At 59.0% G+C, this 18,737-nt stretch carries 17 protein-coding genes and 3 tRNA genes; 10 read left to right on the forward strand and 10 right to left on the reverse strand.

Going from position 1 to position 18,737, the window contains the following annotated elements:
* Window positions 1–114: 114 nt before the first annotated feature.
* From HXW87_RS16125 to HXW87_RS16155, 7 genes are all read right to left on the reverse strand, one after another.
* Window positions 115–1,530 carry a sigma-54-dependent Fis family transcriptional regulator gene (locus tag HXW87_RS16125; RefSeq protein ID WP_047294783.1) on the reverse strand — a complete coding sequence of 472 codons (1,416 nt, stop codon included), beginning with the start codon at window positions 1,528–1,530 and terminating at the stop codon, window positions 115–117.
* Window positions 1,531–1,673: 143 nt separating this feature from the next.
* Window positions 1,674–3,248: an ABC transporter ATP-binding protein gene (locus HXW87_RS16130; RefSeq protein ID WP_047294781.1), complete on the reverse strand. Its 1,575-nt coding sequence runs from the start codon at window positions 3,246–3,248 to the stop codon at window positions 1,674–1,676.
* A 9-nt stretch (window positions 3,249–3,257) separates the two neighbouring features.
* Window positions 3,258–4,280 (reverse strand): ABC transporter permease, encoded by a 1,023-nt coding sequence (locus HXW87_RS16135; protein ID WP_041064553.1) that lies wholly within the window; start codon window positions 4,278–4,280, stop codon window positions 3,258–3,260.
* On the reverse strand, window positions 4,280–5,341 hold the full coding sequence (locus HXW87_RS16140; protein ID WP_131671746.1) for a microcin C ABC transporter permease YejB: 1,062 nt from the start codon (window positions 5,339–5,341) through the stop codon (window positions 4,280–4,282). Before HXW87_RS16140 ends, HXW87_RS16135 begins: the two co-directional genes overlap by 1 nt.
* Complete coding sequence (locus tag HXW87_RS16145; protein WP_239776590.1) at window positions 5,341–7,209, reverse strand: extracellular solute-binding protein; 1,869 nt, start codon at window positions 7,207–7,209, stop codon at window positions 5,341–5,343. Before HXW87_RS16145 ends, HXW87_RS16140 begins: the two co-directional genes overlap by 1 nt.
* A 134-nt stretch (window positions 7,210–7,343) precedes the next feature.
* Complete coding sequence (locus HXW87_RS16150; RefSeq protein ID WP_007912303.1) at window positions 7,344–7,625, reverse strand: peptidylprolyl isomerase; 282 nt, start codon at window positions 7,623–7,625, stop codon at window positions 7,344–7,346.
* Window positions 7,626–7,721: 96 nt separating this feature from the next.
* On the reverse strand, window positions 7,722–8,591 hold the full coding sequence (locus tag HXW87_RS16155) for a triacylglycerol lipase (RefSeq protein WP_239776592.1): 870 nt from the start codon (window positions 8,589–8,591) through the stop codon (window positions 7,722–7,724).
* A 338-nt stretch (window positions 8,592–8,929) separates the two neighbouring features.
* Here HXW87_RS16155 and HXW87_RS16160 point away from each other — a divergent pair, with 338 nt between their 5' ends.
* Window positions 8,930–10,108 (forward strand): hypothetical protein, encoded by a 1,179-nt coding sequence (locus HXW87_RS16160; protein WP_239776602.1) that lies wholly within the window; start codon window positions 8,930–8,932, stop codon window positions 10,106–10,108.
* Window positions 10,109–10,177: 69 nt separating this feature from the next.
* Here the strand turns inward: HXW87_RS16160 and HXW87_RS16165 are convergent, their stop codons facing one another.
* On the reverse strand, window positions 10,178–11,245 hold the full coding sequence (locus HXW87_RS16165) for a 3-deoxy-7-phosphoheptulonate synthase (protein WP_239776612.1): 1,068 nt from the start codon (window positions 11,243–11,245) through the stop codon (window positions 10,178–10,180).
* A gap of 616 nt (window positions 11,246–11,861) precedes the next feature.
* Here HXW87_RS16165 and HXW87_RS16170 point away from each other — a divergent pair.
* The 9 genes from HXW87_RS16170 (at window position 11,862) to HXW87_RS16210 (ending at window position 17,570) form a co-directional block, all read left to right on the forward strand.
* Window positions 11,862–12,623 carry a carbon-nitrogen hydrolase family protein gene (locus HXW87_RS16170; RefSeq protein ID WP_239776614.1) on the forward strand — a complete coding sequence of 254 codons (762 nt, stop codon included), beginning with the start codon at window positions 11,862–11,864 and terminating at the stop codon, window positions 12,621–12,623.
* Window positions 12,620–13,063, forward strand: coding sequence for a GNAT family N-acetyltransferase (locus HXW87_RS16175; protein WP_239776616.1), 444 nt, complete (start codon window positions 12,620–12,622; stop codon window positions 13,061–13,063). The genes HXW87_RS16170 and HXW87_RS16175 overlap by 4 nt, the downstream gene beginning before the upstream one ends.
* A gap of 127 nt (window positions 13,064–13,190) precedes the next feature.
* Window positions 13,191–13,832 (forward strand): UvrY/SirA/GacA family response regulator transcription factor, encoded by a 642-nt coding sequence (gene uvrY, locus HXW87_RS16180; protein WP_239776627.1) that lies wholly within the window; start codon window positions 13,191–13,193, stop codon window positions 13,830–13,832.
* Window positions 13,833–13,834: 2 nt separating this feature from the next.
* Window positions 13,835–15,658: an excinuclease ABC subunit UvrC gene (gene uvrC, locus HXW87_RS16185; RefSeq protein WP_041064521.1), complete on the forward strand. Its 1,824-nt coding sequence runs from the start codon at window positions 13,835–13,837 to the stop codon at window positions 15,656–15,658.
* 32 nt (window positions 15,659–15,690) lie between these two features.
* The gene (gene pgsA, locus HXW87_RS16190) at window positions 15,691–16,251 is read left to right on the forward strand and encodes a CDP-diacylglycerol--glycerol-3-phosphate 3-phosphatidyltransferase (RefSeq protein ID WP_003225417.1); all 561 of its coding nucleotides are present in this window, start codon (window positions 15,691–15,693) and stop codon (window positions 16,249–16,251) included.
* A gap of 60 nt (window positions 16,252–16,311) precedes the next feature.
* Window positions 16,312–16,387, forward strand: a tRNA-Gly gene (locus HXW87_RS16195).
* A 46-nt stretch (window positions 16,388–16,433) separates the two neighbouring features.
* A tRNA-Cys gene (locus tag HXW87_RS16200) sits at window positions 16,434–16,507 on the forward strand.
* 194 nt (window positions 16,508–16,701) lie between these two features.
* Window positions 16,702–16,788: transfer RNA gene (locus HXW87_RS16205), tRNA-Leu, on the forward strand.
* Between the two features lie 341 nt (window positions 16,789–17,129).
* The gene (locus HXW87_RS16210; RefSeq protein ID WP_047294767.1) at window positions 17,130–17,570 is read left to right on the forward strand and encodes a hypothetical protein; all 441 of its coding nucleotides are present in this window, start codon (window positions 17,130–17,132) and stop codon (window positions 17,568–17,570) included.
* A gap of 153 nt (window positions 17,571–17,723) precedes the next feature.
* On the opposite strand, the gene HXW87_RS16215 is transcribed toward HXW87_RS16210, so the two are convergent.
* Together HXW87_RS16215 and msrA are read right to left on the reverse strand one after the other, a co-directional pair.
* Window positions 17,724–17,885 (reverse strand): hypothetical protein, encoded by a 162-nt coding sequence (locus HXW87_RS16215; RefSeq protein WP_239776629.1) that lies wholly within the window; start codon window positions 17,883–17,885, stop codon window positions 17,724–17,726.
* Between the two features lie 200 nt (window positions 17,886–18,085).
* Window positions 18,086–18,592, reverse strand: coding sequence for a peptide-methionine (S)-S-oxide reductase MsrA (gene msrA, locus HXW87_RS16220; RefSeq protein ID WP_041064515.1), 507 nt, complete (start codon window positions 18,590–18,592; stop codon window positions 18,086–18,088).
* Window positions 18,593–18,737 lie beyond the last annotated feature (145 nt).

The following is an 18,737-nucleotide window of genomic DNA, read 5'->3' on the forward strand; positions in this document are numbered from 1 at the left end:
TCGCAGCCTTCGGCAGCTCCTACATGGGATTTTCGTATCAACCCTGTAGGAGCTGCCGAAGGCTGCGATCTTTTGATCTTGAAGTGAATATCTCGCTAGCGAGACTCAATCTCTTTATTGAGACTCTGCGATGCCCAAGGCCAGCATCTTCTTGTACAGCGTCGACCGCCCCAGCCCCAGACGAGCCGCCGCCTCCGGCACCTTGCCCGCACATTGCGCGAGCGCCGACTGGATCAATTGCCGGTCAAACCGCTGCCGCGCCTGGGCAAAACTCTCTTCCGCCAACGGCTCCAGCGTCGGCACCGATGGGCGCTCCACCGGGGTAAAGGTGCCAATGGCCGCGCGAATATCCTCGTCGGTGAGGACCAGGTCATCGCTGAGCAGCGCTGCGCGTTCCAGCACGTTGCGCAATTCACGAATGTTTCCCGGCCACGCATGTTGTCCAAGCAACTCCAGCGCTGTACGGCTCAGCTCATGCTGGCTGCGTAACTCTTCAAGGATCGCTTCGCTGAGCGCCGGCAAGTCATCGAGACGTTCGCGCAGCGGCGGAACATGGATCGGTAGCACATTGAGGCGGTAATACAGGTCGGCGCGGAACTCACCGCGCTTGATCGCCGCTTGCAGATCGGTCGACGTCGCTGCGATCACCCGTACATCGCTCTGGATCACGTCGTTGGAGCCAACCGGTTCGAATTCCTTTTCCTGCAATACCCGCAGCAGTTTGCTTTGCAGCGGTAACGGCATGTCGCCAATCTCGTCGAGAAACAGCGTCCCGCCCTGAGCAATCTGCAACTTGCCGGTACGCCCCTTGCGATCAGCGCCGGTAAACGCGCCAGGCGCAGTGCCGAAGAACTCGGCTTCCAGCAGCGCTTCGGGAATCGCCGCGCTGTTGATGCTGACGAACGCCTTGTGCGCCCGGGGCGAGGCGCTGTGAATCGCCTGGGCCAGCAGCTCTTTACCTGTGCCGGTCTCACCGAGCAGCAACACCGGGGATTCGGCGCTGGCACTGCGCCGGGCGCGGCGTTTGACGTCGAGGCTGGCGCTGCTGGTGCCGATGAAATGGGCGAAGTTGTATTTGGTCTGCCGGGCCCGCAGCAGCGAGCGGGTCGAGGCCAGCTCTTCCTGCATGCTCAGGTAGCGCTTGAGCATCGGCGACAGCGTGCGCAACTCATCGAACAGGGCAAAACCGATAGCGCCAATCACCGCGCCGGCGTCGTCGTGGATCGGCAGACGCATGACCACCAACGGCTCTTTTGGCGTGTCCTGCATGTCCAGCAGAATGGGGCGGCCGGTACGCACCACTTCACGCAGCAGGCTGCCGGGGATCACGCTTTCGCAGGGTTTGCCGATGGCTTTTTTCGCCGACTCCAGCCCAAAACGCCGGGCATAGCGCTCGTTCATCCAGACGATGTTGGCATCGCGATCGACAATCACCGTGCCTTCGCTGGACTGCTCGATGATCTCGAACAGCGAGCGGATCGCCAGCGTGCGCACGCGTTGGTAGTCCTTGAGGCTTTCGGTGGTGTTCATGGGTTGGCGGATCCGGAATTTGGGTTGTCTATTCGGGCCTCTTCGCGAGCAAGCTCGCTCCCACATTTGGAATGCGGTCCCCTGTGGGAGCGAGCCTGCTCGCGAATGTTGCGACTCGGTACCAAGGCAAGCGCCGATTATGCCTACCCCGGATGCGCCGCTGCCAACAGCTCTTTGGTGTAAGGGTGCTGCGGCGAGTCGAACACTTCGTGACTGGCGCCGCGCTCGACCACCTTGCCGTCCTTGATCACGATCATGTCGTGCGCTAGCGCCCGTACCACCGCCAGATCGTGACTGATGAACAGGTAGGTCAGGCCGTGTTTTTCCTGAAGGTCGCGGAGCAGGGCGACCACCTGCTTCTGTACGGTCCGATCGAGCGCCGAGGTCGGCTCATCGAGCAGGATCAGCGCCGGCTTCAGCACCAGGGCCCGGGCGATAGCGATGCGCTGGCGTTGACCGCCGGAAAATTCGTGCGGATAGCGATGACGACTTTCCGGATCGAGACCTACTTCCTTGAGCACGCGGATCACCTGGGCATCGCACTCTTCGGCGCTGGACTGACAATGCACCTCCAGCCCCTCGCTGATGATCTGCGCCACCGACATCCGTGGGCTGAGACTGCCGAACGGGTCCTGGAACACCACCTGCATCTGTCGGCGCCACGGCCGCAACTGCTTCTGGTCGAGGCCATCAAGGGCGGTGCCCTGAAAGCGAATGCTGCCCTCGGAATCGAGCAGCCGCAGAATCGCCTGGCCCAGGGTCGATTTCCCCGAGCCGGATTCGCCGACAATGCCCAGGGTCTTGCCGCGCTGGATATTCAGGCTGATGCCGTCCACTGCACGCAGGTATTGCTTGCGCTGAAACAGCCCGCCACCGACGACGAACTCGACGCGCAGATCATCGACTTCCAGCACGTTCTCGCGTTCGTCCCGGGGCAGGGCTTCGCCTTCCGGCTCGGCGTTGAGCAGCACGCAGCTGTAGGGATGCTTTGGCTCGGTAAACAGGGTTTCGCACGGCGCCTGCTCGACGATTTCACCCGCCTTCATCACGCACACCCGTTGCGCGATGCTGCGCACCAGATTGAGGTCGTGACTGATCAGCAGCAGCGACATGCCCAAGCGCTGCTGCAAGGATTTGAGCAGCAGCAGGATCTTGCGCTGCACCGTCACATCCAGTGCCGTGGTTGGCTCGTCGGCAATCAGCAGTTCCGGCTCGCAGGCCAGGGCCATGGCGATCATCACCCGTTGCCGCTGACCACCGGACAGCTGATGCGGATAGGCTTTGAGGCGCTCTTTGGGTTTTTGAATACCCACCAGTTCCAGCAGTTCCAGAATGCGTAGTTGCGCTGCTTTACCGCCCAGGCCGCGATGCACCAGCAGCGTTTCGCCGATCTGTTTTTCAATGGTGTGCAGCGGATTGAGCGAGGTCATCGGTTCCTGGAAGATCATCGCGATGCGGTTGCCGCGCAGTTCCCGCAGCACCTTCGGATCGGCACCGAGCAGTTCCTGGCCGCGATAGCGAATGCTGCCAGTGGTTTGCGCATCACTTTCGGGGAGCAATTGCAGAATCGAATGTGCGGTCACCGACTTGCCCGAGCCCGATTCACCTACCAGTGCCAGGCACTCGCCGGGGCGAATGTCCAGGCACAGGTTGCGCACTGCCGGCTGGCCATGGAAGGCGACATTGAGGTCACGGATTTCGATCAGGTTATCAGTCATGGTCACACTTCAGGATCGAGGGTCGAACGCGTCACGTAACGCTTCGCCGATGAACACCAGTAAAGAAAGAATCAGCGCCAGGGTGAAAAACGCCGTCAGCCCGAGCCACGGTGCTTGCAGGTTCTGTTTGCCCTGACCGATCAGTTCGCCCAGCGAAGCGCTGCCGGCGGGCATGCCGAAACCAAGGAAGTCGAGGGCGGTGAGGGTGGAAATCGCTCCGGTCAGAATGAACGGCAGGTAACTCAGCGTTGCGTTCATCGCATTGGGCAGGATGTGCCGGACAATCACCTTGCGGTCGCTCAGGCCCAGGGCGCGAGCGGCTTTGACGTATTCCAGGTTGCGCCCGCGCAGGAACTCGGCGCGCACCACATCCACCAGCGCCAGCCAGGAAAACAGCGCCATGATCCCCAGCAGCCACCAGAAATTCGGCTCGACGAAACCCGACAGGATAATCAGCAGATACAACACCGGTAACCCGGTCCAGACTTCCAGCAGGCGTTGCCCGAGCAAATCGACCCAGCCGCCGTAATAGCCTTGCAGGGCCCCGGCGGCAATCCCGATCAGTGCACTGATGGCGGTGAGCATCAAGGCAAACAGGATCGACACCCGGGCGCCGAAAATCACCCGCGCCAACACATCGCGCGCTTGATCGTCAGTGCCCAGCCAGTTGACCTTGGAAGGCGGGCTCGGCGCAGGTTGATTGAGGTCGTAGTTGGGCGTGTCGTCGCTGAACGGAATCGGCGGAAACAGCAGCCAGCCACCGTCCTTGCGGATCAGGTTCTGCACGTAATCACTGCGATAATCGGCCTGGAACGGCAGCTGGCCGCCAAATTCCTGCTCGGTGTAACGCTTGAACACCGGGAAGTAGAGCTGGCCCTGATAGCTGACCACCAACGGTTTGTCGTTGGCGATCAGTTCACCGCCCAGCGTTACCACGAACAGTCCGATGAACAGCCACAGCGACCACCAGCCACGGCGGTTTTTCTTGAATCGCGCAAAACGGCGACGGCCCAGAGGCGAGAGCTTGAACATCAGGCGTTCCTCGCGGCGAAATCGATACGCGGATCGACCAGGGTGTAGCACAGGTCGCCGATCAGTTTTATCAAGAGGCCGAACAGGGTGAAGATGAACAGCGAACCGAATACGACCGGGTAGTCTCGGGAAACCGCCGCTTCGTAACTCATGCGGCCGAGGCCGTCGAGGGAGAAGATCACTTCGATCAGCAGCGATCCGGCAAAGAACACACTGATGAACGCCTGTGGAATCCCCGAGACCACCAGCAGCATCGCGTTGCGAAACACGTGACCGTAGAGCACGCGGCGCTCGCTCAGGCCTTTGGCGCGGGCGGTGACCACATACTGGCGGGTGATTTCATTGAGGAACGAGTTCTTGGTGAGGATCGTCAGCGTGGCGAAACCGCCGATCACCAGCGCCGTCACCGGCAACACCAGGTGCCAGAAGTAATCGGCAATCTTGCCCAGGGTCGACAGCGATTCGAAGTTGTCCGAAACCAGTCCGCGCACCGGAAACCAGTTCAGCGAGGTGCCGCCGGCAAACACCACGATCAGAAACATCGCAAACAGAAACGCCGGCATCGCATAGCCGATGATGATCGCGGTGCTGCTCCAGATATCGAAATGGCTGCCGTGATGCACGGCCTTGCGAATGCCCAGCGGGATCGACACCAGATAGGTGATCAGTGTCGCCCACAGGCCGAGGGAAATGGTCACCGGCATTTTTTCCAGAATCAGATCGGTGACGGTGGCGCCGCGGAAAAAGCTTTTGCCGAAGTCCAGCTGCGCGTAGTTCTTCAGCATCAGCCACAAGCGTTCATGCGCCGGCTTGTCGAAACCGTACTGTTTTTCGATGTCCTTGATCAGTTGCGGGTCGAGGCCACGGCTGGCACGCGAAGTGCTGCTCATGGTCTCGCTGGCACTGCCGCCGACGCTCGCTCCGCCGATGCCTTGCAGATGGGCGATGGCCTGTTCGACCGGGCCGCCGGGGGCCGCCTGGATGATCACGAAATTCACCAGCAGGATGATCACCAGCGTCGGAATGATCAGCAGCAGGCGCCGCAGAATGTAAGCCCACATCAGTGCGGTCCTCCGGGTCTGCCACGACCGATTTTTTCGGCGGTCATCTGCTGGTTGGTCAGCGGCGTGCTGCTGATTTCCCACCAGCTCTCGATGGCTTCGTCATTGCTGGCTTGTGTCGCCGGCATGCCGAACCGATTCCACCAGACGGTGGAGGTGCCCGGCGGGTAATAGTTGGGAATCCAGTAGTAGTTCCACTGCAACACCCGATCCAGGGCGTGGGCGTAGTGCAGCATGTCACTCTGGGTCGAGGCGCGGATCAGGCCGTTGATCAAGGTGTCGACCGCGGGATTCTTCAGCACCATGTAGTTATTGGCGCCGGGGTCGTTGGCCGAAATCGAGCCGAAGTAGTTGAGCAACTCGCCACCCGGAGATGTGCTGACCGGGTAGCCGGTGACGATCATGTCGTAGTCACGGCTCATCAGGCGATTGACGTATTGCGAGGAGTCGATGCGGCGGATATTCAGGTCGATGCCGATCTGTTTCAGCGTGCGTTTGTAAGGCAGCAGCAGGCGATCTATGCCGTTCTGGCTGACCAGAAAGGTGAAACTCAGCGGTTCGCCCTCGGCGTTGACCAGTTGGTCGCCATCGGGTTTCCAGCCTGCCTGTTCGAGCAACTCCAGAGCCTGCAACTGTTTATCCCGGATCAAGCCGCTACCGTCGGTTTTCGGCGCCTCGAAGACCTGGGTGAAGACCTCTTCGGGAACCTGCCCGCGCAGCGGCTCAAGGATTTTCAGCTCCGCCGCATCCGGCAGCTCGCGGGCGGCCAGGGCGGTGTTGGAGAAATAGCTCTGCTGGCGGATGTACATGTTGCGCATCATCTGCCGGTTGCTCCACTCGAAATCCCAGAGCATCGCCAGTGCCTGACGCACCCGACGATCCTGGAACATCGGTTTCTGCAGGTTAAACACGAAGCCCTGTGCCGATTGCGGGGCCTCGGTGGCCAGGTGGGCTTTCTGCAAGCGGCCGTCACTCAGCGCCGGGCTGTCGTAACCGATCGAATAGCCGGTGGCGGAAAACTCGCGATTGTAATCATAGGCGCCGCCGCGCAGTACCTGGCGTGCGACATCGGTGTCGCCGAAATACTCGATGCTGAAGTGATCGAAGTTGTACAGGCCGCGACTGACCGGCAGGTCCTTGCCCCACCAGTCGGGATTGCGCTCGAATGTGATGCTGCGCCCGGAGTCGACCTTGCCCACCCGATACGGGCCGCTGCCCAGCGGCGGTTCATAGCCGCCGCCACCGGCGAAGTCGCGGGTTTTCCACCAATGCTCGGGAAACACCGGCAGGGTGGCAATGTCCAGCGGCAAGGTGCGGTTCTCGTTGCTCTTGAAGTCGAAGCGCACGGTCAGCGGCGCTTCCACTTCGACACCTTTGACATCGGCGAACTGCGTGCGATAGCGCAGGCTGCCCTGGGTCATCAGCAAGTCATAGGTGTAGCGCACGTCTTCGGCAGTGATCGGCTTGCCATCGGCGAAACGCGCTTGGGGGTTGATGAAGAAGCGCAGGGACAGGCCGTCCTCCGAGCGTTCCATTTTTTGTGCCACCAGGCCATAGACGGTGTACGGCTCGTCCATCGAACGCTGGGCCAGCGGCGAATAGAGCATGCCGTCAATCTGGGTGACGCCAATGCCCTTATCGATATAAGGCAGGATGTGATCGAAATGCCCGATCTCAATCGCCGAGCGGCGCATGGTGCCGCCCTTGGGCGCCTGCGGGTTGGTGTAGTCGAAGTGGCTGAAACCGGCCGGGTATTTGGCCGGTTCGCCATAGACGGTCAACGCGTGTTGCGGAGTGGCGTCCACGCCGGCGGCGCCCAACAGCAGGGCCACGGCAGTGAACAGCAGATAAGGGAAAGCCAGTCGCATTGTCAGCCTTAAGCCGGGTGATCGATAAGCGCAATTTGTACGCGAGCGGCGCGTCAGTCGCCAGCCGTAACCTGTAACCAAAACACAACGGCCCACCAGAAGGCGGGCCGTTGGGGCAGCAATCAGGCGACGGATCAGTCCTGGCGGCTGGTGACTTCGAGCAAGTGATAACCGAACTGGGTCTTCACCGGGCCTTGCACGACGTTGATCGGCGCGCTGAAGACCACGGTGTCGAATTCCTTGACCATCTGGCCAGGACCGAACGAACCCAGGTCGCCGCCCTGACGACTGGACGGGCAGGTGGAGTTGGCCTTGGCGACTTCGGCGAAATCAGCACCGCCTTCGATCTGGGCCTTGAGTTCGTTGCACTTGTCTTCGCTGGAAACCAGGATGTGGCGGGCAGTGGCTTTAGCCATGGGGAAAATCTCCAATCTATTTCAGTAAAGTGTGGAGCCTACCGGAATCAGTAAGCGATTTCTCGGCAAAGTTCCGCTCGGTGCGTTGGCGCACGCTTACAGCTGCGCAGCCCGCAGGCGAGCAGCATGCTCGACGTAGAGGGCGATCGGATCCTGGCCGGTTTTTTTCCCTCCGTCGGTGCGACGCAGACTGCCAAGGTGGCTGAAAGGATAGTCGGAGCGGATGACCCGGCCCAGATGGGAACTGTAGCGTCCCACGAAGCCATCGTTCTGTCCGGCCTCAGCGACAAAATGCTCTGATAATCTCCGGCAGACGATATGCACCGGATCAAGTGCCTGCAATAAGTTGTCCTGCAGCGTGCCGCTCCAGGAATAGTAGTGAACGTCATTGACCCGCTCCGCACCCTGGCCGCCCCAGCTGGAAGGCAGACCTTGCGGATACTTTCTGTTGAATTGCCCAACACCTGCGGTCGTCAGGGCATTGAGTGCGGCGACAGCGTTCTGCGGCAGGCCCGGTTGCCCGCTGAGCAGCGAGAGGAAGCGGGCAAACTGTGTTGCAGCGTGCTCCGCCACCTGCTCCGGCAGGCCACCCGGTATCAGGGCCTGGCGTAAGGCGTCAGCCAGTTCCGAACCGTGATTGGGGCCACTTACCGACGTGACCGAGGCGACTTTCTCCGGTGCCAGCGCAGCGGCGTAACGGCACGTCAGCGCGCCCTGGCTATGCCCGATCAGGTTGACCTTGCCGGCTCCTGTTCCTCGCAGAACGCTTTCGATCTGGAACATCAATTGCTGGCCGCGTACTTCGTTGTCATGGGTCGCAGACAGCTGCGGCACAAACACTTGGCCGCCTGCTTCCCTCAGCGCTTGCTTGACATCATGAAAAAGCTCGAAATGGCCGATACGGTCAAACCCGAACAGGCCATGGACCAAAAGGATGGGGTAGCGGGTTGTCGCATTCCGTTGCATGTTTCTGCCTCTTTCTGCAGATGCTTGTCAGTGGTTGGTGCGTGCCACTGTAAAGCAGGCCTGCGGGTCGGCGATGTCTGAAAGCTCCTCGGTACTGAAAGGAAACTGGACTAAAAGCGGTACGAATATTCGCTTCTGCTTGAGGGGGTAGTCGGAACATTTGGCAATCTTTTGAGCGGTATCGCTTGATTCTGCTTCGTATGCCTACGTCATGCGGTGCATTTACCCTGCTGATGGGAGGCATTGTGCTGACTTCTGGCGATTGCTGGATGGTGTTCAATGGCGTTCGTTCGACGCTGCCTTCATGGCGGCGTTTTATCCAAGGAATGGAGCTACGAATGTCTATATACGAAGTCAACGGCGACGCCTCTGTGGCGACCGCGTCAAATACCTCTCCCGTAGCGGATGACTCCGGTGGACGCGGTCTTCTGAGTTTGAAGGTGGACGGCGAGAACTTCGAGTTCTGCTATCGACCTGCGTCTGCACCGGCACCCGCTCCAGTCTCGTGGCTGCCTGCACCGATGCTTGAGGTTATGGAGGGCGGAATGCTTGATCCCTCACTGAACCAGGCATTCGTCAGGGTTGCGCCTTACCCGAACATGGTGTGCGGCGACAAACTTGTGCTGCACTGGCAAGGGCTGGATGACGAAGGCTTGTCCTACATCCACGAAATCACTCGCACGGTCAGTGAAGGCCAGGTGGGGCAGGAACTTGTCTTTGTCGTGAAGGGATTGCACATAGCAGCGCTGGAGCGTGGCTCACTGGAGGTTTTCTGGACGCTGTACAGCGTCGCGCTGCCGGAGCCGCTGTCATCCAGGCGCTTGCAGCTGGATGTGGGCGATCCGGAACCCGATCTGCTGGCGCCGATCCTTGAAGAGACGGTGGGTGGGACGCTTGATCCGGACCGTGTTCCGCAAGGGACTGGCGTGATCGTGCGACCTTACGCCCGGATGGCTGTCGGGGACCGAGTCATCCTGTCCTGGCAAGGTGTCGAAGGACTGCCGGTGATCAATGATGCATTGCTCGTAGAACAGTTTGCAGTGGGCGAAGCGCTGTCTTTCTGGATACCCGCGCATTGCATCGCCCCACATCGCATGCACGAGGTGAGCGTCAGCTACCGGGTGGAGTCAGGCTCGGCTCAGGTAAGGCAGTCTGCAAACCTGCGCGTTCTGATCGCACCCTTGATGCGAGGTGATCTTGCAGCTCCGCAGGTACTGGAGGCGCAAGACGGCGAGCTGGAGGTAGTGGATGCCGAGGATGGCATTACCGTGGTGATCGACAATGCCCAGGCTGAGGAGGGGGAGCTGGTTTACTTGAAATGTGATAGTGAGTATTTCAGTCATCGCGATGATCGGGATATCACCCGGGAAACCGCAGGCCAGCCCGTGGTATTCATCGTGCCTTACCGTTTCTGGCGAGAGCATCGGGAAACTGTGGTGCAGGTGTCGTATTCGGTGGAACGGCTGGATGATGTCAGCCAGGCCTCCGAGGTAACCCGTATTCGGGTGCGGGCATAACCTGTGGTGAAAGCTGAACGATGATTCAGCCTTTGCGGAATTTTGACAAAACCGCAAAGGCTGATCCGATCAACAAGCTCGAAGACGTTCGGCTGCGCTCGACAGCAACAGCTCTGTCGCATTGAACCCAAGGCAACCATCGGTCACCGACACGCCGTAACGCAGGGCGGGGCCTAGAGGCTGGCAGCCTTCGAACAGGTGGGACTCAATCATCATCCCGATCAAGGAACGATCCCCCTGCAGACGCTGTTCGAGCACCGCATTGAACACCTCGGGCTGGCGCAGAGGATCCTTGCCGCTGTTGGCGTGACTGCAGTCAACCATGATCCGCGCCGGAATCTTCAGGCGTTTCAAGTCGGCACGGACCTGGGTAATGCTTTCGTGACCGTAGTTCGGGCCGTGATGGCCACCACGCAGCACCATATGCGTGTCAGGGTTGCCCGGGGTCTGAATGATCGCCGGGTGCCCCTGGCTGTCGACACCAAAGTGTCGATGCGGGTGGGCTGCTGAGCGCATGGCATCGACGGCTACAGCGACGCCGCCGTCAGTGCCGTTCTTGAAGCCGACGGGCATGTTCAGACCACTGGCCATTTCCCGGTGGATCTGCGATTCGGTGGTGCGTGCACCGATGGCAACCCAACTGAGCAGGTCGTCGAAGTAGCCGGCAGCCATGGGCTGCAGGAGTTCGGTAGCGACAGGCAAGCCCAGGCGGATCATCTCGATCATCAATTCGCGCGACAGGGTCAGGCCGGCAGCCATGTCGTCGCTGCCATCCAGATGCGGGTCGTAGGCCAGACCTTTCCAGCCGACGGTGGTGCGTGGTTTTTCGACGTAAGCGCGCATCACCAGCAGCATCTCGTCGCTGACTTGATGTGCGAGGCGGGAAAGCTTTTCGGCGTATTCGAGTGCGGAGCGCGGGTCATGAATCGAGCAAGGGCCGACGACGACCAGCAGGCGATGGTCTTCGCCATTGAGAATCGCGCGGACCGCCTGGCGGTGGGCTGCGACTTGCTGGGCAAGGGCATTGCTCAGGGGCAATTGCTGTTTGAGTTGCAACGCGCTGGGCAGACGCAGGGTCAGCGCTTCGTTGGCAGAATCGAGGGTGGACAGTGGCAGAGCAGAAACAGACGAGTTCATATTCAGGATTCCTGGGCTGGTGGCGGGTGCTTCCCGCTCACTCGGCCCTACTGGGGTGTTCGACAATTGGCCGTATTGGCTGCGTGTGTGTGCTTGCCACCTGTGGGTGACCGATCGGAGGCGGCAGGCTGTCCCGAGCGGAGGCTGCTAAATCGCCAGGCGCTAAAAGTGTCGTAACGGTAATAAGTGGCGTAGTTCATGTCGTAATTCCTCAAAGTGTCTGGTGTGTTGCTGAAAAAGTTGGGGCCTGAAAAAACAAAACCCCCGGTCGGGAGGCCGACCGGGGGTGAGAATTCTCTGGTAGGCGACCCGTTTTCATGGGCGCCGTTTGGGTATCAGGCGCGCCAGTGGCTAAACCAATACCCAAAATAAAAGCTGGCAGGAGCACAAGCGTCATTCACCCGCGCAGCCGCAACCGAGCGCAAGGCGCTGGCGGAACGAAGCTGTGAGAGGGCATTGAGCATGGTTTGTCTCCAATGGATGCGCCGAGCTTACTCGAGGCCCATGCGCCTGAGCAATCAGAAATTGCTATCGCGCCTACATGACATTTCCTATTGCTTGAGTGCCGCAGGCGTTGTGACACACTGCGTATTTGGCACAATCCCAAGGATGAATAATGTCAACGTTCACCATCGCTGCAGCTCAATCGTTCTCCGTTGCCGGTGATCTGGCGGCGAACATCGCCCGTCATTTGCGCTTCATGGCCGTGGCAGCGGAGCAGGGCGTCGAGTTGCTGGTGTTTCCGGAGCTGTCGCTGACAGGTTACGAAGGCCAGATGGCTGCAGACATGGCAATTGATCCGCAGGATTCGGTGCTGCAACCCTTGCGCGATTGCGCGCGCGAGCTGGGTCTCATAGCGGTGGTCGGGATGCCGATTCGCCTGAAGGGTAGCTCCAAGGTATGGATCGGCGCGCTGACGTTAGGCAGGGATGGTTCTCTCGAGGTGTACAGCAAACAACATCTGCACAGTGGCGAAGAGCTGTTCTATGCCACAGGTGCTGGTGGTTCGTCCTTGCGCATAGGCGGCGATACCGTCGCGCTGGCGGTCTGCGCTGATTTTTCCCACGCCAGCCACGCGGCAGCGGCTGCCGTTGCTGGCGCCGACCTGTACGCAGCAGGCGTGCTGATTGGCGAGAAAGGCTATGATCTGGATAGCGCGATATTGCAGGGCTACGCCCATAAGCACTCGATGGCGGTTCTGATGGCCAATCACGCCGGGCTCACGGGTGGATGGCAATCGGCGGGTCGCAGTGCCGTCTGGTCTGAAGACGGCACGCTGGTTGCCGCCGCGCCAGGGTCTGGTGAGCTGTTGGTCGTTGCGCGACGTGATGCCGGCGCATGGCAAGGGCGGGTAGTTCCGGTGGTGGCGGGGCAATGACCTGGCATTTGCGTCGCGCCGAACTGGCTGATCGGGTATTTGCCCGAGAGCTGACGTGCCAGAACATGCTGCGCTATTACATTGGCCACGATCTGCTGTGGCAGGACCAAGCGTTCGAGGTTGCCTGGGATGGACGGGACAATTGGCTGATCATTCTTGGCCAGATTCCTGTGGGATTTTTCAGCCTCAGTCGCGATCGCCGGGCGTTGTATATCCGCGAGCTACAAATAGGCGAGGCATTTCGCAGGCAGGGTGCTGGATCCTGGGCGATTGATCAGGTTATCGCCATGGCCCGCGCTGAAGGACTGCCGGCGCTGCGTCTGACCGTATTCAAAAATAATCCTGCGCAAAGCCTGTATAAGAGAAAAGGCTTGAATGTGTGTGGCGAGGACGAGTGTTTCCTGAGGATGCAGCTTGATTTCGGTACACCTGTGCTCTGAAACCCACGGCTGGCAAGCCTTCAATGATGAATTGAAACTTTTTAAATGACGCTTGCCGCTAGGTCTGTCTGGCACTTTTTGCTAAGGTGTCCGGCATCCCAATAAGACCATATCGCGAGGTGTCTGCTTGATTAGGGTGCTAGTGGTCGACGACCATGATCTCGTTCGTACAGGCATTACACGGATGCTGGCCGATATCGATGGCTTGCAGGTGGTTGGACAGGCCGAGTCCGGGGAAGAGTCCCTGATCAAGGCCCGTGAGTTGAAACCCGATGTGGTCCTGATGGACGTAAAAATGCCCGGTATCGGTGGTTTCGAGGCCACGCGCAAGCTGTTGCGCAGCCATCCGGACATCAAGGTTGTCGCTGTCACGGTGTGTGAGGAGGATCCATTCCCTACACGTCTGTTGCAGGCAGGTGCCGCCGGCTACCTGACCAAGGGCGCGGGTCTGCCGGAAATGGTTCAGGCCATCCGCTTGGTATTTGCCGGCCAGCGTTACATCAGCCCGCAGATTGCCCAGCAACTGGCGATCAAATCGTTCCAGCCGACCAATGACTCACCGTTCGATGCCTTGTCCGAACGGGAAATCCAGATTGCGCTGATGATTGTCGGCTGCCAGAAGGTGCAGATCATCTCCGACAAACTCTGTCTGTCGCCGAAAACCGTGAATACCTATCGCTACCGGATCTTCGAAAAACTGTCGATCAGCAGCGATGTCGAGTTGACGTTGCTGGCTGTGCGCCACGGCATGGTTGACGCCAGCGCCTGATCATGACTGAAATATTCGATTCCGGCGCCTTCCTGGCGACTGTCAGTGGGCGTCCCGGCGTCTATCGCATGTTCGACAACGAGGCACGCCTGCTGTATGTCGGCAAGGCCAAGAACCTCAAGAAGCGACTGGCCAGCTATTTCCGCAAGACCGGACTGGCGCCGAAGACCGCTGCGCTGGTCGGGCGTATCGCACAGGTCGAAACGACCATTACCGCCAATGAAACCGAGGCATTGCTGCTTGAGCAGACGCTGATCAAGGAGTGGCGGCCGCCGTACAACATTCTGTTGCGCGACGATAAGTCCTATCCCTATGTATTTCTGTCTGACGGCCAGTTCCCACGGCTGAGCATCCATCGTGGCGCGAAGAAGGCGAAGGGCAAGTATTTCGGCCCATATCCGAGCGCCGGGGCCATTCGCGAAAGCCTCAGCCTGCTGCAAAAGACCTTTTTCGTCCGGCAGTGTGAGGACAGTTACTACAAGAACCGTACGCGCCCTTGTCTTCAGTATCAGATCAAACGCTGCAAGGCACCTTGTGTCGGTCTGGTTGAGCCGGAAGTTTATGCCGAGGATGTGCGCCACTCGGTGATGTTTCTTGAAGGACGCAGTCACGCGCTGACCAATGAGCTGTCAACGGCGATGGAAGAGGCGGCGATCAATCTCGAGTTCGAACGCGCCGCCGAGTTGCGTGACCAGATTGCCTTGCTGCGTCGGGTCCAGGATCAGCAAAGCATGGAAGGCGGTACGGGCGACATCGATGTCATCGCAGCCTTCGTCAACCCGGGCGGTGCGTGCGTTCATTTGATCAGCGTGCGTGGCGGGCGAGTGCTGGGCAGCAAAAACTTCTTTCCACAGGTGGGTATTGAAGAGGAGGTTGCCGAAGTCATGGCGGCGTTCCTCGGCCAGTACTATATCAGCAGCCCGGAACGCGACTTGCCGAGCGAACTGATCGTCAACGTCGTGCCCGAAGACGCCACGGCCCTGATCGACGCCATCCACGAGTTGCGCGGTCGCGAGCTGAGCATCAGCCACCGGGTGCGTGGCACGCGGGCGCGCTGGCAGCAGTTGGCGGTCACCAATGCCGAGCAAGCGCTGGGTGCGCGCCTGGCCAACCGTCAACACACGGCTGCGCGCTTCGACGCGCTGGCAGAAGTACTGAACCTGGATGAACCACCGCAGCGCCTCGAATGCTATGACATCAGCCACTCCAGTGGCGAGGCGACTGTCGCCTCTTGCGTCGTGTTTGGTCCGGAAGGTGCGATCAAATCCGACTATCGTCGTTACAACATCGAGGGCGTCACAGCGGGCGATGACTATGCGGCCATGCATCAGGCCCTGACCCGGCGCTTCAGCAAGCTGAAGGACGGGGAGGGCAAACTGCCGGATATTCTGCTGGTGGACGGCGGCAAGGGACAATTGTCGATGGCCCGCGACGTGCTCAACGAATTGGCGGTGCCGGACCTGATCCTGCTGGGTGTGGCCAAGGGCGCAACCCGCAAGGCAGGGTTCGAAACTTTGTATCTTAATGATGCCGCCCATGAGTTCACTTTGCGTGGCGACTCACCCGCGTTGCACCTGATCCAGCAGATTCGCGACGAGGCACACCGGTTCGCGATCACTGGCCACCGTGCGCGGCGCGGCAAAACCCGCCGTACGTCGACGCTGGAAGGTGTTGCAGGTGTAGGGCCGACCCGGCGTCGGGACTTGTTGAAACATTTTGGTGGATTGCAGGAGCTGTCTCGTGCAAGCATCGAAGAGATCGCCAAAGCACCGGGGATCAGTAAAAAGCTCGCAGAGTCGATTTATGCAAACCTGCATAGCGAGTAGAATGCCAACTCACCTCGTAGCCAGTTGTGCCGATGAATATCCCGAATCTGATTACCGTTCTACGCGTCCTGCTCATCCCGATCTTCATTTTGCTGTTTTATCTGCCTTATCAGTGGAGTTACATGGCCTCCGCCTCGGTGTTCGCCTTTGCGGCGGCCACTGACTGGCTCGACGGCTATCTGGCTCGTCGCCTGGAACAAAGCACGCCGTTCGGAGCCTTTCTCGATCCGGTTGCCGACAAGCTGATGGTGGCTGTCGCTTTGGTACTGCTGGTTCAGGAACACGGCAATTTGTGGCTGACACTTCCCGCAGCCGTCATCATTGGCCGTGAGATTGTCGTATCGGCCTTGCGTGAATGGATGGCCGAACTGGGTGCCCGCGCGCATGTAGCAGTGTCCAATCTCGGCAAGTGGAAAACCGCAGCGCAGATGCTGGCGCTGGTGATCCTGCTGGCCAATCCAAGAGACTTCAGTTTCTGGGTCTTGCTGGGTTATGCCTTGTTGATGATCTCGGCAGGCCTGACGTTGTGGTCGATGGTTCAATACTTGCGGGCCGCCTGGCCGCATCTGAAAACCGACGTTGAAAAGAAATAAAACTTTTTTGAATCAAAGGGTTGACGGGGCATCTGAAATCTATAGAATGCGCCACACCAAGCGGGAATAGCTCAGTTGGTAGAGCACGACCTTGCCAAGGTCGGGGTCGCGAGTTCGAGTCTCGTTTCCCGCTCCAAGTTTGTACGCGGTTGTTGTGGTGCTACTAAGCAGCGATCGTTTGAGGCCGAGTAGCAAAATGGTTATGCAGCGGATTGCAAATCCGCCTACGCCGGTTCGATTCCGACCTCGGCCTCCACTCTAAACAAGCTCCGTAGATCCATGATTTACGGAGCTTTTTTATTTTCAGTGCGCTGCAAGATTTAGTCTTGAAATCAGCTACTGTGAACTTGCTTCACCGGGACGTCATGTATATATTTCCCGCTCTGCTTTACAAGGCTTAATGCTGTCAGGTTTGCTGATCGACTGCTTTGAGCACTACACCGCGCTACCGCCCGAATGGCGAAACTGGTAGACGCATGGGACTTAAAATCCCCCGCTCGTAAGGGCGTGCCGGTTCGATTCCGGCTTCGGGCACCATCTAAAATCAAGGGTTTGCGGGCGAAAGCTGATGCAAGCCCTTGTTTGTTTTCAGATCGCCATTTTTAAATGGCTTCTCGCCAATTCTTCCGTTTCACTTTTCCTCCTGTGTGCAAAGACCGTTGGTCACTTCTTGATGCAATCAATCCTGCGAGCGTCTACGGTTTTGGCTTGGTCGAAGATATCAACAGTCATTGAGTGAACATTTGAGCTTGACCCGATGGCGTTGATATCAGGATGGATCTTGATCAAGGCGCGGTGCATCGCTCAGGCGATGGGCATTCGGACGGCCTGTCTGTCACGCCAGACCCGCCATTTTTAACGTGTTAAGGAGAACACCGATGGCAATCAATCAAGTGCACGCAGCAACCGATAAAACCGCTCTCGTCGAAGCCGAGGTGTACCGTTGGTACAATCTCTTCTTTCCGTGGTCGCGCGGTATGTCTTCCCGGTCGGAAGGCGCCATCAAACCCCTGTACGACGCGTTGGCGAATGACTTTCGTGTGGTACTCACCGATGGACAGATCATGAGTCGAGCGGATTATTGGGAGCGACTTTGGGGGTTGTACGGCGAGCGTGCTGGAAGCCCTGAATCGCACATCACCAACCTCTCGATCACAGCGCTTCCAGGGGACTGCTTCCTGGCCGTCTTCGATCTAGTCAAAGACGGCATCACCAAAAAGAAAGTCGATTCGGCGCTTATGCGCCTCGACCAGACCTCGCCATCCGGAATTTCATGGGTTTACGTGCATGAAAGCGAGCACGAAAGGGCTCTTGCGTAAGTCACTTGAGTTCTACTCTTGTGGCTGAAAAGCCTGGATGTTTTTAATGTTGGCAAAAAATCAGGCCCAGCCCCGTGCTGGGCTTTTTTGTATCTGCTGTTTGGTCAGAAAACAACAAGCCCAGGCATGCCCGGGCCGGTTTAGGGAATACATTCAGCGCGAATCAACCTCTTTTGCCGCCTGGGCGTTTAATCGTTCCTTGCGCCTGCGCAGCCAACTGAAGAATGCATGAGCCGGGTGTAAAAACGCCGCACCTGCGCACAGCAGCATGATGGTGAAAATGGCAATCAGCGGGAGGCTTTCGTGCGAGAACATGGTGGGGTACTCCTGTAGGCACTATGTTGGAACCCGCAGGCTAGACGCTTCTAGCCATGCTTGCGATGAACGTATGTTCATCCTCGGGCGCTTGAACTGTGCTACGGAGGGCCCACCAAAATGATCAAGTCCAGAGGTGCGCAGGCACCGGCCTCAGCTGAGGCCAGCGCCGTGCGTGGAGTGATTACGCAGATGTGTTTTCAGCTGCGTTTCGGCAGTTTCCAGTTCGGGCGGATGAAATGGCAGGTGTAACCATTCGGTATCCGCTCCAGATAGTCCTGGTGCTCGGGTTCCGCTTCCCAGAAGGGGCCCGCCGGTTCGATTTCAGTGACCACTCGCCCCGGCCACAGCCCGGATGCATCGACGTCGGCAGCGGTGTCTTCAGCAATGTCGCGTTGCTGTTCGTTAAGGTAGTAAATCGCCGAGCGATAACTGGGGCCGAGATCGTTGCCTTGTCGGTTGGGTGTGCTGGGATCATGGATCTGGAAGAAGAACTCAAGGATTTGCCGGTAGCTGATCACCGCCGGGTCGAAAACGATCTCGATGGCCTCGGCGTGGTTGCCGTGGTTGCGATAGGTGGCGTTCGGTACATCGCCGCCGCTGTATCCGACTCGCGTCTGCAGCACCCCGGGATAGCGTCGCAGCAGGTCCTGCATGCCCCAGAAGCAGCCCCCGGCGAGAATCGCGGTTTCGGTTTTTCCGGTCATGATCGTTTTTTCCTCTCGGTGACGGTGGATACGGGTTCTGGTTATGAGGGCGCGTTGGCTATTTGCAAGCTTGACTCAGGGTGAAGGGCTGCTCGAAACGGTGTTTTCAATAAAATGCCCTGACGATAAGGTCAGGGCATTGATG

It is taken from the genome of Pseudomonas sp. Y5-11 (assembly GCF_022368695.1).
Taxonomy (GTDB): domain Bacteria; phylum Pseudomonadota; class Gammaproteobacteria; order Pseudomonadales; family Pseudomonadaceae; genus Aquipseudomonas; species Aquipseudomonas parakoreensis.